Source organism: Microbispora sp. GKU 823, assembly GCF_002027145.1.
GTDB lineage: Bacteria > Actinomycetota > Actinomycetes > Streptosporangiales > Streptosporangiaceae > Microbispora > Microbispora siamensis.
Window position 1 is genome coordinate 1 of record NZ_MWJN01000156.1, and the last position, 14,810, is coordinate 14,810.

12 protein-coding genes and 2 pseudogenes are annotated in these 14,810 nt (G+C 72.8%); 6 read left to right on the top strand and 8 right to left on the bottom strand.

Annotation, left to right across the window (positions count from 1 at the left end):
- The 3 genes and pseudogenes from B1L11_RS41905 to B1L11_RS53300 form a co-directional block, all read right to left on the bottom strand.
- Positions 1 to 846 (bottom strand): annotated as a pseudogene (locus B1L11_RS41905) (hypothetical protein); the annotation flags it as partial.
- On the bottom strand, positions 843 to 1,559 hold the full coding sequence (locus B1L11_RS53295) for a glycosyltransferase family 4 protein (protein ID WP_256863356.1): 717 nt from the start codon (positions 1,557 to 1,559) through the stop codon (positions 843 to 845). The gene B1L11_RS53295 and the pseudogene B1L11_RS41905, both read right to left, overlap by 4 nt.
- Positions 1,556 to 2,011, bottom strand: a complete 456-nt coding sequence (locus B1L11_RS53300) for a glycosyltransferase (protein ID WP_256863357.1) — start codon at positions 2,009 to 2,011, stop codon at positions 1,556 to 1,558. Before B1L11_RS53300 ends, B1L11_RS53295 begins: the two co-directional genes overlap by 4 nt.
- 167 nt (positions 2,012 to 2,178) lie before the next feature.
- On the opposite strand from B1L11_RS53300, the gene B1L11_RS41915 reads away from it, so the two are divergent.
- Complete coding sequence (locus B1L11_RS41915) at positions 2,179 to 3,402, top strand: nucleotide sugar dehydrogenase (RefSeq protein ID WP_079320742.1); 1,224 nt, start codon at positions 2,179 to 2,181, stop codon at positions 3,400 to 3,402.
- 1 nt (position 3,403) lies between these two features.
- Here B1L11_RS41915 and B1L11_RS41920 read toward each other — a convergent pair whose 3' ends face one another.
- Positions 3,404 to 4,153 (bottom strand): SDR family oxidoreductase, encoded by a 750-nt coding sequence (locus B1L11_RS41920; protein WP_079320743.1) that lies wholly within the window; start codon positions 4,151 to 4,153, stop codon positions 3,404 to 3,406.
- Between the two features lie 64 nt (positions 4,154 to 4,217).
- Positions 4,218 to 4,562 carry a carboxymuconolactone decarboxylase family protein gene (locus B1L11_RS41925; RefSeq protein WP_256863358.1) on the bottom strand — a complete coding sequence of 115 codons (345 nt, stop codon included), beginning with the start codon at positions 4,560 to 4,562 and terminating at the stop codon, positions 4,218 to 4,220.
- A gap of 357 nt (positions 4,563 to 4,919) precedes the next feature.
- On the opposite strand from B1L11_RS41925, the gene B1L11_RS41930 reads away from it, so the two are divergent.
- The 5 genes from B1L11_RS41930 to B1L11_RS41945 all read left to right on the top strand — a co-directional run bounded on the left by B1L11_RS41930 (position 4,920) and on the right by B1L11_RS41945 (position 10,428).
- The gene (locus tag B1L11_RS41930) at positions 4,920 to 5,591 is read left to right on the top strand and encodes a hypothetical protein (protein ID WP_143737935.1); all 672 of its coding nucleotides are present in this window, start codon (positions 4,920 to 4,922) and stop codon (positions 5,589 to 5,591) included.
- Between the two features lie 13 nt (positions 5,592 to 5,604).
- Positions 5,605 to 6,840 carry an AAA family ATPase gene (locus B1L11_RS46200; RefSeq protein WP_143737936.1) on the top strand — a complete coding sequence of 412 codons (1,236 nt, stop codon included), beginning with the start codon at positions 5,605 to 5,607 and terminating at the stop codon, positions 6,838 to 6,840.
- On the top strand, positions 6,729 to 8,573 hold the full coding sequence (locus B1L11_RS46205) for an AAA family ATPase (protein ID WP_143737937.1): 1,845 nt from the start codon (positions 6,729 to 6,731) through the stop codon (positions 8,571 to 8,573). The genes B1L11_RS46200 and B1L11_RS46205 overlap by 112 nt, the downstream gene beginning before the upstream one ends.
- Before the next feature lie 107 nt (positions 8,574 to 8,680).
- Entirely contained in the window at positions 8,681 to 9,175 is a 495-nt protein-coding gene (locus tag B1L11_RS41940) for a MarR family winged helix-turn-helix transcriptional regulator (RefSeq protein ID WP_256863359.1), read from the top strand.
- 2 nt (positions 9,176 to 9,177) lie between these two features.
- The gene (locus tag B1L11_RS41945) at positions 9,178 to 10,428 is read left to right on the top strand and encodes an epoxide hydrolase family protein (protein WP_079320746.1); all 1,251 of its coding nucleotides are present in this window, start codon (positions 9,178 to 9,180) and stop codon (positions 10,426 to 10,428) included.
- A gap of 75 nt (positions 10,429 to 10,503) precedes the next feature.
- Here the strand turns inward: B1L11_RS41945 and B1L11_RS55615 are convergent.
- The 3 genes and pseudogenes from B1L11_RS55615 to B1L11_RS53315 form a co-directional block, all read right to left on the bottom strand.
- A pseudogene (locus B1L11_RS55615) lies at positions 10,504 to 12,008 on the bottom strand (aldehyde dehydrogenase family protein).
- 38 nt (positions 12,009 to 12,046) lie between these two features.
- Positions 12,047 to 12,262, bottom strand: coding sequence for a response regulator transcription factor (locus B1L11_RS54375; protein ID WP_306291778.1), 216 nt, complete (start codon positions 12,260 to 12,262; stop codon positions 12,047 to 12,049).
- Between the two features lie 37 nt (positions 12,263 to 12,299).
- The coding region (locus B1L11_RS53315) for an AAA family ATPase (protein ID WP_079320747.1) at positions 12,300 to 14,810 on the bottom strand (2,511 nt) is incomplete at its 5' end.

Below are 14,810 nucleotides of genomic sequence, written 5' to 3' on the forward strand. Positions count from 1 at the left end.
CGCGGCCGTGGGCTCCCGCCGGGCACCCAGCCGAGCGCCGACCGCGAGCCCGGCCGTCCCCGGTGCCGGCCGAGACGACCGCACAGGGCGGGCGCCGCCTTGCGCGCCGGCCCCGCCGGCCACCTCGCGCCGCGCCGCGGCCGGTGGACGGCGTACCGCCCCGGCCCCCACGATGGCCGCCAGCGCCGGCAGCAGCAGCCCGGACGCGACCACGGCCGGGCCGCGTCCGGCCGTCAGCCCGGCTGCCGTGCAGGTCAGGACGAACCCGGCGAACAGCGAGCCGGACGGCCCGAGCCGCACCCTGCCCCGCGCCCTGCCGTACGGGAGGGCGCCGAGGCACGCCCCGGCCAGGGCGGCGGCGAGCACCGCGAGGAACGGGTCGCCCAGCACGAGCGCCGTCCCGGCGAGGAACGCGCCGGTGACGGCGGCGACCGCGGCCAGCGCGCCGCCGAGCCGGTCGAGCAGCCCGTACGCGTTGGTCAGCGCGACGATCCACATCACGCTGACCGGGCCGTCCAGCCAGTCGCCCGTCAGCGTCACCTGCACGCCGCACATCACGACCCCGCCCGCCGCCACCGACTCCACGATGAGCCGCGTGACGAGCGGCAGCGCGCCCACGTCCGCGATCAGTCCGAGCAGCGCCACCGCTGCGGCGGCCAGCAGGACCGCGCTCACCCTCCGGTCCGGCGAGCCCAGGGCCGTCATCGTGCCCGCCGCCGTGGCCGCCGCCAGCGTCACCCCGCCCAGGTAGGGGATCGTACGGCGCACCGGGCGCAGGCCCGCGGTGGCGAGCAGGCAGGCGGCCGCTCCCGCGAGCGCGGGGGCCAGCGCCGGAAGGGGCGTCATCGGCTGCCCACCTCCGACCGCGTCGCGCCGCGCAGCGCCCGGTAGAGGGCCTCGGTGTCGGCCACCAGCCGGTCCACGCAGAACGCCCGCCCGGTCCACGCGCGGGCCGACTCGCCCATCCGCCGGGCCAGGCCGGGGTCCACCAGCAGCCGTACGACGTGGTCGGCCATCTCGTCGGCGTCCGGCTCGGTCAGGAACCCGGTGCGGTGGTCCATGACGACCTCGGGAACGCTGCCGACCCGCGTGGCCACCACCGGCAGGCCCGCCATGCCGGCCTCCACGAGCGCCAGCGGCGTGCCCTCGCTGTCGGAGGTGAGCAGCACCACGTCGGCCGCGGCGTACACGGTCTCGACGTCGCGCCGCCAGCCGAGCAGCCGGAAGGAGTCCCACATCGGCATGACGGCCCGCTCCACCTCCTCCTTCAGTTCGCCGCTGCCGCAGACGAGGAACCGGGCGCCGGGCAGCCGGGCGAGGACCGCCTTGGCGACCTCCGCGAGCCGGTCGGGCCGCTTGGCCTTCTTCAACCGGCCGACGTAGGCCACGACCGGCGCGTCCAGTGGGACGCCCAGCGCGGCGCGGGCCCGGGTGCGATCGGGCAGCGGGGCGAGCCCGACGCCGGGCGGGATGACGACGTACTGCTCGGGCCGGCCGATCCCGGCCGCGAGGAGGTCGTCGCGCACCCGGGCGCCGACCGTGACGAGGCGGTCGGTCATCCTCGCCAGCCGGCGCTCGGTGCGGACGTAGACGGCCGCCGCAGGCGGGAGAGCTGTCCGTCGAGGAGGTGGCCGTGGTAGCTGTGCACCCGGGCCGCCCCGACGCCCGACAGCCGCACCGCGAGGCGGCCGAGCGCGCCCGCCTTGGTGGTCCTGGTGTGCACGATGTGCGGCCTGAACTCGCGCATCGCGTTCGCCAGCCGGAACAGGGCCCGGTAGTCGTCGGCGGGTTTGATCGCGCGGCCGAGGCCCGGCACCCGGTGGACCGGAATCGTCACGTCGCGAAGCTGCAGGTGGTCGCCTTCGCCGCCGTCGACGTACCCGGTGTACAGGCGGTGGTCGAACTCCACCGGGCTGAGCCGCTCGCACAACCCCGTGACCTGGGTGGCGGGACCGCTCACGTTCATCCGGGCGATTATCTCCATGACACGAATCCGGTCGTCCGGTTTCATGCTGGCTCCTCCCTGATCATGTCGGAGAAGCTAGTCCGCGGTCCCACCGCCGACGGGTCGCCCGGACGCCGCCGGAAGAGACTTTTCCCTATCCGTACCCAAGCCTTACAGCCGTCCCGTCCGCCAATCCCGGGGGCGGCGGTGGGGTCGCTCCTACAGTTCGTAGCGTGGCGGAGAAGCTGGTGGTCGTGGGCCAGGGCCCGGCCGGGCTGCCCCTGGCGATGCGGGCCGTGGAGGCCGGGTTCCGCGTCGTCGGCCTCGACGAGGACGAGTGGCGGGTCAAGCGGCTGAACGCGGGGGAGCCGTGTGCCGAGGGCGTCGGCGCGGGCGCGCTGGCCGCCGCGCACGCCTCCGGCCGGTACGCCGCCAGCGCCGACGCGGCCGACGCCTCCGGGTTCGACGTCTGCGTGCTCACCTCGCCCGTGCGGATGCGGAACGGCGCGCCCGACCTCGGCCCGCTCGGCTCGGCCGCCGGCCGGATCGCCCCGTTCCTGCGGCCGGGGGCGACCGTGGTGCTGGAGGGCACCGCTTATCCCGGCACCACGGAGGAGTTCGTACGGCCGCTGCTCGAACGGGGATCGGGACTGCGCGCCGGGGACGACTTCCACCTCGGCCACAGCCCGCACCGGGCCGAGCCGGGCAACCCGCGCTGGCGGCTCGGCAACACGCCCAAGGTCGTCTCGGGCGTCGGCCCGGCCTCGCTGCGGGCGGTGATGGACTTCTACGCCAGGCTCGTGCGGGAGACCGTCCCGGTCTCCTCGCCCCGGGTGTCGGAGCTGTGCGCGCTGCTGGAGAGCGCCCGCGCGCACGTCGGCGCGGCCCTGGCGAACGAGCTGTCGATCTTCGCCGCGCACCTCGGCGTCGACGTGTGGGAGGCGGTCGAGGCCGCCGCCACCACGCCCTTCCAGCATGCCGCCGTGGCACCCTGCCCCGGGCTCGAGGACTCCTGCCTGCCGCTCGACGTGGCGTACCTGCCGTGGGGGATCCGGCGCGGCGTCGGGCGGGGATTCCGGCTGGTCGAGGCGGCCAACGACGTCAACGCGCACATGCCCGCCCATGTCGTGGACCGGCTCTGCCTCGCGCTCAACCGCAGGTGCCGCTCGATCAGGGGCAGCAGGATCCTGCTGCTCGGACTGTCGCCGGTCGAGGTCGCCAAGACGCTGTGCCGGCTCGGCGCCCGGGTGCGGGCCGCCGACCCCATGGCGGAGGACCTCGTCGTACCGGCCGGGGTCGAGATCGTCGAGCCGGACGCCGCCGAGCTGGCCAGGGCCGACGCGGTCGTCGTGCTCGGCGGGCAGGACTGCTACGACTACGACCTGGTCCAGCGGGCCGGCCGGTTCGTCTTCGACACCCGGGGCCGCTGCCGCGGCCCCAACGTCGAACGTCTGTGACTCAGCGGTAGCGCAGCCGCGCCATGCGGCCGACCAGGTTGAGCGGCATGAGCCTGACGAGCGCCGCGACCGCCTTGTAGCGGGCCGACGGGACGCTCACCCAGGCCCCGCGGGCCAGGTCGCGCATCGCGTCGGCGGCGACGCGGTCGGCCGACAGCCACGCGAAGGGCGGCAGGCCGGACATGTCGAGCTTGGCCCGGTCGTGGAACTCGGTGCGCACGAACCCCGGGCACAGCGCCATCACCCGCACGCCGTGCCGGTTGACCATGTTGGCGGCCGAGGCGCTGTAGTTCACCACCCACGACTTCGTGGCGCTGTAGGTGCCGCCGGGGAGGAACGCCGCGACCGAGGCCACGTTGATCACCCCGCCCCGCCTCTTGGAGATCATGTACGGCAGGGCCGCCCGGGTCAGCCGCAGCACGGCTTCGCAGTGCAGCCGCAGCATCCGGACCTCGTCCTCCACAGGGGTGTCCAGGAAGCCGCCGTGGTGCCCGAACCCGGCGTTGTTGACCAGCAGGTCGATGCCGGAGCGCAGCCGCTCCTCGGCCGCCGCCATCCCCTCCTCGGTGGCCAGGTCGGCGCACAGCGGCTCGACCGGCATGCCGTACCGCTTGTGCAGGGCTTCGGCGGAGGCGGCGAGCCGCTCCTCGTCGCGAGCCACCAGGACCAGGGAGAATCCGTCGGCGGCCAGGCGGCGCGCGAAGGCGGCGCCGATCCCGGCGGTCGCGCCGGTGATGAGTGCGGTGGGCATGACGGCAGCGTACCCACCGCACGGCCCACTCGTCCGGTCCGCTCGTCCGGCCCGGTGGCGGCGGTCACAGCTCGGCGGTTCTGCTGATGAGCTCCTCCACCTTCGCGCTGAGCCGGGCGGCGCGGGGCCACCCGGCGTACAGGGTGAGGAACACGACCGTCTCGCGCAGTTCGGCCGGGGTCAGCTCGCCCGAGCGCAGGGCGGTGTCGAGGTGCAGTTCGAGCATGTCGTCCATGTCCTGGCCGACGAGCAGGCCGAGCAGCAGCAACCGCCGTTCCCTGACCGTGAGGACCTGCCGGGACCACACCTCGGAGAACATGCGCTCCGCCGTCACTCCGAAGAAGCCGTCCGGCCCCTCGCCGGTGCCGTCTTCTTCGTAGACCTGCTTCATGTGCGCCAGCCTTCCCACGGTGATTCCTGACGGCATGCATCAAGTTGTCGTGTTCGAGGCAGTCAGGTGTTACATCATCTGCTCATCCGACACCCGTCGATCTCACCGCGTGGGTCTTCCCTGCTTTCGCCGGTCGTCCATTGGGTATCGCCTTCAGGAGGGCCACCGGGGGCGGGTGCCGATGCCGGCCGGACGACGCGAGCAGCCTCCGTATAACAGGAAGAGCCAAGATCCGAGAAAGATTCGGTCTAGTTTTCCGGCCCATCGCAGATTTACCGTTGAGAGGGATAGTTGGAAAACGGGCACTACTACCTCGTAGACCCGCAAAGCGGAGGTTGGGCCCTGGTGGAAAGACCGCGGGTAAGGACCGGGGTGGTGGGAACGGTCGTGGGGGCGGCGGTGGCCGCCTCCTTGCTGTCCGGCTGTGCCGGCCCCGAATACACCTACGTACGCGACGATTCTGGCGGCACCTACTTCAAGGTCCCCGCGTCATGGCGGCAGATCGACCAGAAGACCCTCGACAAGGAGTTCTTGGGCGACGCCGAGTCGGCTACCGCGCAACTCGCGAAGCAGGCGGTGTGGACGACGGCCTTCGACGCTCACGCCAATCCGTCCCTCGGGCATCTGCTGCAGGGCGCGGCCGGAGCCGAAGACGAGCCGTTCGTGTTCGCCAAGGTGGAGAAGCTCAGTGAGGACGCGCAGAACGCGGTGTCGCTCAACGATCTGCGCAACTCCGCTCTCATGCCGGTGGTGCTGCCCAAGGAGCAGAGGCAGCAATTGGAGGCGCAAGGCCTGTCGGGCTTCGAGTTGCTGGACGACGAGGTGCTGCCGGTCACGGACGGCGTGCGGGGAGTGCACAGCGTCTTCAACTACAGCCTGCTGGACGGGCCGGTGCAGACGTTCGACAAGACCGCCTACCTGTCGGCCGACGGGACGACGGTCTCCACTCTTCTGATCCGCTGCACACCCGCGTGCTACAAGAAGCGCGCCGCGGAGATCGCCACCGTCGTCAAGTCCTTCAAGGTCAAGCACCTCATCAACCCGTGAAGGAGCCCCTCATATGAGCACGGCCCTCCCACCGAAGCACCACGAGGGGCTTCGCGAGCCGGGGTCGGGTCCGGTGGACCGCGACCCCGTCACCAGGAAACGTCTGCCGCTGTGGGACCGCACCAAGTTCCTGATCCTGCTCGCCGTCGCGTTCGGCGTGCTGCTCTGGAACCAGATCGCGACGTACGAGGGCATCATCTCCCTCTATGACGCCTTCGTGATGACCGTCCGGGACGCGTCCTGGGTGCTGTGGCTGGCGGGCATCGAGGTGGTCCGGCAGATCCACTTCCTGATCAGTGAGCGCTCGGCGGGCTACCACCGGTTCTGGACGCAGAAGGTCTTCGGCGGCTGGAACCGCTGGACCCACAGCAGGTTCAACGACTGGAACCGCTACCGCATCGCCCGCGCGATCAAGTGGGTCGTCTGGATCGCGGTCATCGCGCTGGTGCTGGGCAAGGTGCAGCAGGTCTCGCCGCTCGAGGCGCTGTACAGCGTGCCGGCCACCGTGTGGGGCTTCCTCCCCATGGTCCTGCAGCTCGTGCTGATCATGGTGGTCGCCGTCGGGCAGTTCGTGGCGATCTTCTGGTTCCTGTCGCGGGGCGGCGTCGACGTCTACTACCCCGACGACATCAAGACGCGCTTCTCGGACGTCTGGGGCCAGGACCACGTCGTCGAGCGGGTCAAGGAGAACATCGTCTTCCTGGAGAAGCCGGACGAGATCGAGGCCAGGGGCGGTTACGTGCCCAGCGGCATCCTGCTGTGGGGCCCGCCCGGCACCGGCAAGACGCTGATGGCCGAGGCCGTCGCCGGCTCCACCGGCAAGCCGTACGTGTTCGTCGACCCCGGCGCGTTCATCAACATGTTCTTCGGCGTCGGCGTCCTGAAGGTCAAGTCGCTGTTCCGCAAGCTGCGCAAGCTGGCTCTGCGGTACGGCGGCGTCATCGTGTTCTTCGACGAGGCCGACTCGCTCGGCAACCGCGGCGCCCTCGCGCAGGGCGGGCCCGGCGGCTGGGGCAGGTCGGTGCCTGCGCCGTTCGAGGACTCCGGCTGCAACGGCTTCGCCTACCTCGACCCGCACACGCGTACCGTGCTCGGCCGTCACGCCGCGGCCCGGCCGCCGAGGCCGCGCCTCCGCGGATGCCGCGCACCGGCGCCTTCGTCAACCGCATCGTGTACGGCGCGGGCATGGGCGGCGGCGGTGGCGGCATGGGCACGCTGGAGGCGCTGCTCACCGAGATCTCCGGACTGAAGAAGCCGCGCGGCTTCGTCAACCGCTACGTGCGCAGGCTGCTCGGCATGCGGCCCAAGCCGCCGCCGAAGTACCGCATCCTCATCATGATGGCCACCAACCTGCCCGAGGCCCTGGACGAGGCGCTGCTGCGGCCCGGCCGCATCGACCGCATCTACAAAGTCGGCTACCCCTCCAAGGCGGGCCGGATCCGCACGTACAAGGGCTACTTCGACAAGGTCAGCCACCAGCTCACCGACGAGCAGATCGACAAGCTCGCCACGATCACGCCGTACGCCACCGGTGCGACGATCAAGGACCTGGTCAACGAGTCGCTGATCACCGCGATCCGGGACGGCCGGGAGACCATCACCTGGTCGGACGTCATGCGGGCCAAGCGGCTCAAGCAGCTCGGGCCGCCGGAGGACGTCGAGTACATCGAGCGTGAGCGGCACGCGGTCGCGGTGCACGAGGCGTGCCACGCTGTCGCCGCCTACCGCACCCGCCACCACCTGGAGATCGACCTGGCGACGATCGAGAAGGGCGCCGACTACCTCGGCATGGTGGCCAGCATCAAGCCGGAGGACCAGTTCACCCGGTGGAAGTCGGAGTACGAGGCCGACATCATGGTGTCCCTCGCCTCGCTGGCGGGGGAGCGGATGTTCTTCGGCGAGGACAACTCCTCGGGCGTCTCCGGCGACCTGCAGAGCGCGACCGCGATCACCGGGCTGATGGAGGCCCACTGGGGGATGGGCATCGGGGTGGCCTCGCTGCCCGCCCTGCAGGAGCTCGGCCTGCGTGAGGGCAAGGCGGCCCAGCCGCAGCCCGGGGGCGGCGGCATCGGCTTCACCGGCACTCCGGCGGGCCGGCGCGACGAGATGGTGCCCGACATGCTCCCCGAGCGGATCGAGTTCAACCTCAGCCGGCTGCTGGAGAAGACGGCCGAGCTGCTGCGCGAGAACCGCCGCGAGGTGCTGTCGGTCGCGCACGCGTTGGAACAGCACAAGACGCTCAACGGCGACGACGTGGTCGCGGTCATCGAGGGCAGGATGGGCCCGCTGATCGACGGCACCGTCTACACCTCCGACGAGTTCTACGAGGAGATCGAGGCGTACCACACGGCCGCGGTGGCGGCCCACAAGGCGCACAGCGAGGTCCCGGTCGAGCTTCCGCTGCCCCGGGCGCGGGTGATCGAGGCGTCGGTCGTGGCGGCGTCCTCGGGCGGTGGCGCGCCGGTGCTGGTCGCCCCGGCGCCGAACGGCCTGGCCGGCGGGAACGGGCACGCCCCGGCGGCGCAGCCGGGGGTGGCGCAGCCGGACTTCGTGCCGTGGAACGGCACGCAGCCACCGCTCTCTCCGGCCCCGCTGCCCGGGATGTCGGCCACCGCGCCGCCTCGCACGTCGTACGGCGCGCTGTGGGCCGTCGTCGGCGTCGTCGTGGCGGTGGTGCTGCTCACGCTGCTGGGGGTGTTGCTGTTCGCCTCGCCGCGGGGGGTGGCCGGCGCCGGGGGCGCCGCCGCGGTCGGGGGCGTGCCCGCCGGCACGGCCGTCCTGCTCGCCGTCGCGCTGGTCGCGGTGATCGGCGGCATCGCGGTCGCGGTCCTGCTGGTCCGCTCCCACCAGGCGGGGCGGCGGCGGGCCGAGGAGGCCAGAGACCGGGCGGCCGAACGAGCGCAGTTGCTCGCGGCGGCCATGGACCCCGAGGTCGCGATGCGGCTGCTCGGCTACGACGGCAGGCGAGGCCCGGAGGCCTGAGACACCCTGTGATCCGATCCCCCGGTGGGCCGTGCCCGCCGGGGATCGGCGTTTTCCAGGGATCATTCGCTTCAGTAACTTAATTAAGTTTCTGATATAGTTCCCGCGTGCCCGAGAACGCCGCGCTGAGCATCGCCCGCCTGACCCGCGTGCTCGAAGACTTCACCCGGATGCACATCCGGCTGCCCGCGGAGCGGCGGCTGAGCTTCACGACCCTGTCCGTGCTCCACACGCTGGCGGGCGACGGCCCCAAGCGGCTCACCGAACTCGCCGGCAGCGAACAGGTCACCCAGTCGGCGATCACCCAGATGGTGACCAAGCTGGAGCGCGAGGGCCTGGTGGAGCGCCACCCGGATCCGTCGGACGGCCGGGCGGTCCTCGTCCACGTCACGGCCGCGGGCGCCGCGATCGTGGACGGACGGCGCGCCGAGCGCATGGCCCGGCTCTCCGAGCTCGCCGACCTGCTCACCGAGGCGGAGCGGGCGGCCATCGCCGCGGCGCTGCCCGCGCTGGCCCGCATGGTCGAACTGCACAGCGGCCCCGGCACCGCCCCCGGCACGGACCCCGGCGCGGACACGCCGCGCGACAGTGCGAGGAGATGACGATGAGCCCCACGACCACCCCGTCCGCCGCGACCCGCCCGTTCCCTCTGGAACCCGCGCCGATCCACGTGCCGGACGACGTGCTCGCCGACCTGCGGCGGCGCCTGGAGCTGACCCGCCTGCCCGACGACGCGGGCAACGACGACTGGCGCTACGGCGTGAGCGCCGTCTACCTGCGGGAGCTCGTCGACTACTGGCGCGACGGGTACGACTGGCGGGCGGCCGAGGCCGCCATCAACGCCTACGAGCACTACCGGGTCGAGGTCGAGGGTGTCCCGGTGCACTTTATGCGCAGGCCCGGCGCCGGTCCCGACCCCACGCCGCTGATCCTCACGCACGGCTGGCCCTGGACGTTCTGGCACTGGTCCAAGGTCGTCGATCCGCTGGCCGACCCCGGTGCGTACGGCGGCGACCCGGCCGAGGCGTTCGACGTGATCGTGCCCTCGTTCCCCGGCTTCGGGTTCTCCACCCCGCTGCCGAACCGCCCGGACATGAACTTCTGGAAGGTCGCCGACCTCTGGCACACGCTGATGACCCGGATCCTCGGCTACGAGAGGTACGGCGCGGCGGGTTGCGACGTCGGAGCCCTGGTGACCGGACAGCTCGGCCACAAGTACGCCGGTGAGCTGCACGCCATTCACATCGGGTCGGGCCAGAAGCTCACGTTTTTCAACGGCGACCGGGCCTGGGACTTCAGCGGAGGCAGGCCCATCCCCGACGGCCTGCCCGCCGACGTCCACGCCCAGGTCGTCGCGCTGGACAGGCGGTTCGCCGTCCACCTCGCCGCGCACATGCTCGCCCCGAGCACGCTCGCCCACGGGCTGTCCGACTCACCCGCCGGAATGCTTGCCTGGATGCTGGAGCGCTGGACGAACTGGAGCGACAACGGCGGCGACGTCGAAACCGTCTTCACCAAGGACGACCTGCTCACCCACGCCATGATCTTCTGGGTGACCAACTCGATCGGCACCTCGATCAGGACCTACGCCAACAACAACCGCTATCCGTGGACTCCGTCCCACGACCGGCAGCCGGCCGTCGAGGCCCCCACCGGCCTCACGTTCGTCGCTCACGAAAACCCGCCCGGCGTGAGCACGGACCAGCGTGTGCGGCACTACCTCGACGGCGACCGGGCCGGCTGGTACAACCTCGTCAACCTCAACGCCCACGACCGCGGCGGCCACTTCATCCCCTGGGAGATCCCGGGCGAATGGGTGGACGACCTGCGGCGCACCTTCCGGGGCCGGCGCTGACCGGGAGCACCTGCCGGGCGGCGTGCCCGCGCGTGTCAGGACCGCGGGTCGCCGGGCGGCACGCGGTCCTCCGGGTCAGATCCGGAAGCCCAGATCGGGCGTGATCTCCGCCACGTCCATCTGGGCCTTCTGCAGGCGGCCCGAGTAGTCCCAGTTCATCGCCTGCCAGCGGGTGAACTGGTCGAGCACCCACATGCCGCTCTGCCTGCTGCCGTTGCCCGACTTGCCGTTCCCGCCGAACGGCAGGTGGGCCTCCGCGCCTGAGGTGGAGTTGTTGACGCTGACCATGCCGGCCGAGACGCCCTCGCGGAACCGGAACACCGCCTTCGGGTCGGTGGTGTAGATGGACGACGACAGGCCGTACCCCGGCCGGTTGGCCAGGTCGATCGCCTCGTCGAGGGTGGAGAACGTCGTCACGCCCACGATCGGACCGAATGTCTCCTCCAGGAACAGCCGGTCGCCGGGACGGACGCCGTCCACCACCACGGGGTGGTAGTAGAGTCCCTCGCCCTCCATCCGGCCGACCGGGCCCGGCAGCACGGTGTGGTGCGGCTGGATCCAGCCCAGGTACTCCTCGTATCGCTCGGCGAACTTGTGGTCGAGCAGCGGGCCGTACAGCACGTCGCCGTTCGGGTCGCCGATCTTCGCGTCGCGCACGGCGGCGGTGAACCGGCGCAGGAACTCGTCGTGGACGTCCTCGTGGACGATGACCGTGCCGAGGGACGTGCACCGCTGCCCGGCGGTGCCGAAGCCCGAGAACAGGGCGCCCTCGGCGGCGAGGTCGAGGTCGGCGTCCGGCATGACGACCATCGGGTTCTTGCCGCCGAGCTCCAGGCAGGGCGACTGCAGGTGCCGCCCGCACAGCTCGCCGACGGCCGGCCGACCGCGCTCGACCCGGTGAAGCCGACCTTCTGCACGGTGCCCTCGCCGAGCGCGCGGTCGAGACCCTCGTACGTCTGGCCGCCGTCGGCGAAGACGATGTTGAGCACGCCGTCGGGCAGCCCGGCCGCCGCGAACAGCCGGTAGAGCGCGTGCGCGGAGGCCGCGGCGTACTCCGCGGGCTTCCACACCACCGCGTTGCCGCACAGCAGCGCCGGAACCAGATACCACGAGGGCACGGCCACCGGGAAGTTGCCCGCCGTCACGACCGCCGCCACGCCGACCGGGACGCGGAAGGTGAACAGGCTCTTGTCGGGCATCTCCGACGGCACGGTCTGCCCGTAGAGGCGGCGACCCTCGCCCAGGAAGAAGTCGCAGGTGTCCACGATCTCGCGGACCTCGCCCAGCGCCTCGGCGTACGGCTTGCCGATCTCCTCGGTGACCAGCCGGGCCAGCGCCTCGGTGTTGGCCTCGACCAGGCGGCCGACCGAGGCGATCACCCGTCCCCGCACCGGCGAGGGGACGCGCGCCCACTCCCGCTGGGCGGCCGCCGCGGAACGGCAGGCGCCGGCGAAGTCGTCCGCGCCGGCGAGCAGGACGGTCGCCACGGTCTCCGCGGGCCGCGCCGGGTTGACCGACTCGTACGGCGTGCCAGAAGAGAGCTCCTCACCCGCGACGACGGAAACGATCTGCCGAGCCACCGCTGACCTCCGGAATTGTTGCTGGTGCCGAGCCTCGATTACACAGTATTTCCGTCCGCGGCGCTCGGCGACAGCCCCTCCTGGAGGGCGACCGCGGCGGCCTGGGTGCGGCTGGTCACGCCGAGCTTGGCCAGGATGTTCGAGACGTGCACGCTCACCGTCTTCTGCGAGATGAACAGCCGCTCGCCGATCTCCCGGTTGGCCAGGCCGCCCGCGACATGGGCCAGCACCTCCCGCTCGCGCGCGGTGAGCACGGCCAGCCGCTCCGATTCCCGCGCGGCCCCCGACGGCTCACGGGCGGCCGTCTCCCGCGCGCCGCCGTCGCGGGTGGCGGGGGAGACCGTGGAGGTGGTCGTGGGGGGTGGTCGCCGTCGGATCGGGGAACCCGGCCCGCGCCCCGACCGCCCTGAGCGTCTCCAGGAGTGGCCGGGCTTCCAGCTCGGCGGCGACGCGCACCGCGCGCTCCCACTCGGCGCGGGCCGCCGCCGCGGTCGCCCGCCCGCAGCGAGCTCTCGGCAGGCGCCACCGCGACCGCGCCTCCTCGTAGACGAAACCGAAGCCGAAGGCCTCGGTGGCGCGCCGCCACACCTCCGGGCCGGCCGTGCCGTGGGCGCGGTGCCATTCGGCCTCCGCACGGGCCAGCCAGGCGAGCCCTTCCGGACCCAGCCGGGCGCGCGGGCCGTTCGGCCCGTTCTCCGCCGCCCACCGCGCCCGCCGCAGCAGGTCGTCGCAGGGCTCGCCGGTCCTGCCGAGATCGGCCAGCGCCCACAGACCGGTGGCCGCGATGCGGATCACACTGGGATCGAACGGCTCGAGCGCCGCGACGATCGCATCGACGTGGTCGAGCGCGGTGTGCGGGTCGCCGCGCCACAGCGCCTGCTCGGCCGCCATGCCGCGTGCCATGTAAGCGACCAGCACGTCGGGCCAGAAGCGGGACAGCCACCGCAGTCTCTCGTCGGCGCCCGTGCGTCCCCGGCCCACCTCGACGAAGAGGGCGAACGACGACAGCTGGGCCTCGGCCCGGGTGCCGACCCGGACGCCGAACCCTCCCGCCAGCCGTTCCGCGGTGTCCCAGTCGCCGTCCGCGTAGTGCACCAGGTAGTGCAGGAAGCGCAGGTCCGTGCCGAACGTGCTCCAGGTGAGCCCGGTCTCCCCGGCCAGCCGTACGCCGTCCTCGGTGATGCGGGCGGCCACGGCGAGGGCGCCGTTCTCGTAATGGATGCGGGCGAGGTTGAAGCGCGCCCGCAGGTCGATGGACAGGTCGCCCGAGGGGCGGCGGGTGGCGCGAGTGAGCAGGTCGACGGCCTGCTCGACGCTGCTCCCGAATTCCTCCTCGATCAGGGCGAGCGAGACGAGGGCGCTGGCCTCGGCGTCGCGGGCGCCGGTCGCCTGCGCCACCTCCAGCGCCCTGGACGCGGTCGCCGCCCCCTCCTCGAAGCGGTACTGCCGGGACAGGGCGCGGGCGTAGGTGGCCAGGGCCCTGGCGAGCAGCGGGCTGTGCGGCGCGAGGTCCACCGCCTCCCGGGCGGCCTCGATCGCCTCGGCCTCGTCGCCGCCTGCGTCCGCCAGGTAGTACGAGAGCCGCTCGCCGGTCTCGGCGACAAGGACAGGGTCGCTCGCCTCGCGGCGCAGCCGCCGCACCTGCTCCGCCGCCCGGTGGTAGTCGCCGCCCGCGGCCGCCGCCGCGGCGCTGGCCAGCGCGATCCTCGCCCGGCTCTCCCCGGCGAGCCGTTCGGCCTCCGGCACCTGGTCCCAGACCTCCAGCGCCCGCTCGAAGTGCCGGTGCGCCTCCGCCGGCGCGCCGAGCCCGGCGGCCAGCCGTCCGGCCTCCACCGACGCGCGCAGCGCGCCCGGCAGGTCGTGCCCGGCGAGGTGGTGATGGGCCAGTTCGGCGGGGGCGCCGCCGCGTCCGGCGAGCAGCGCGGCGAACGCGATGTGCAGACGGGTCCGCTCGCCCGGCAGCAGGTCGTCGTAGACGGCCTCCTGGAGGAGCGCGTGCCGGAACGTGTAGCCGTCGCTGCCCGCCGTGAGCAGCCGCCGCGAGACGATCTCGCGCAGCGCGTCCTCCAGCGGCAGGTCGCCGAGCCCGGTCGCGTCGCGCAGCAGGTCGTGGCCGACTCGGCGGCCGGCCACCGCGGCGACCCGCAGCACCTGGCGGGCGGTGTCCGACAGGGTCTCCACCCGGGCGAGCAGCAGGTCGGCCAGCGTTCCCGGCAGCCGCGCCCGTTCCGCGCCGGCCGCCAGGAGTTCCTCGGCGAAGAACGGGTTGCCCCCGGCACGCTCGATCACGGTCGTCAGGCCGCGTCCCGCCACCGGTCCCGCGGGGCCCTCGCCGTACCGGTCGAGGGTGGCGAGATACTCCGCCATGTCGTCGTCGCCGAGCGGCGGCAGTTCGACGGAGGTGACCAGCGGCAGCCGCCGCAGCTCGGCCAGGACCGGGCGCAGCGGGTGGCGGCGGTGCAGGTCGTCGGTCCGGTAGGTGCCGACGAGGCAGACCCGCTCGCGCTGCAGCATGCGGGTGAGGAAGACCAGCAGGTCGCGGGTCGAGCGGTCGGCCCAGTGCAGGTCCTCGAACACGAACAGGACCGGCTGCCGCCCGGCCACCTCCGACAGCATGTCGAGCACCGACCCGAACAGGCGCTGCTGGGCGAGGCCCCCGGTGGTCTCCTCCGCCGGGCCCGCCTCGTCGCCGGGCAGCAGCCGCCGCAGCGCGGGACGGGCCGTGACGGCCGGGCCGACCGGACCGCCGGCCTCGGCGGCGCCGCGCAGGGCGTCCGCGAGCGGCAGGTAGGGCAGGGCGTC

Excerpts from the sequence above, each read along its gene's own strand:
- B1L11_RS53295 (WP_256863356.1), bottom strand. The coding sequence starts at position 1,559 with ATGACCGACCGCCTCGTCACGGTCGGCGCCCGGGTGCGCGACGACCTC.
- B1L11_RS53300 (WP_256863357.1), bottom strand. The coding sequence starts at position 2,011 with ATGAAACCGGACGACCGGATTCGTGTCATGGAGATAATCGCCCGGATG.
- B1L11_RS41920 (WP_079320743.1), bottom strand. The coding sequence starts at position 4,153 with ATGCCCACCGCACTCATCACCGGCGCGACCGCCGGGATCGGCGCCGCC.
- B1L11_RS46200 (WP_143737936.1), top strand. The coding sequence starts at position 5,605 with ATGAGCACGGCCCTCCCACCGAAGCACCACGAGGGGCTTCGCGAGCCG.
- B1L11_RS46205 (WP_143737937.1), top strand. The coding sequence starts at position 6,729 with ATGCCGCGCACCGGCGCCTTCGTCAACCGCATCGTGTACGGCGCGGGC.
- B1L11_RS41945 (WP_079320746.1), top strand. The coding sequence starts at position 9,178 with ATGAGCCCCACGACCACCCCGTCCGCCGCGACCCGCCCGTTCCCTCTG.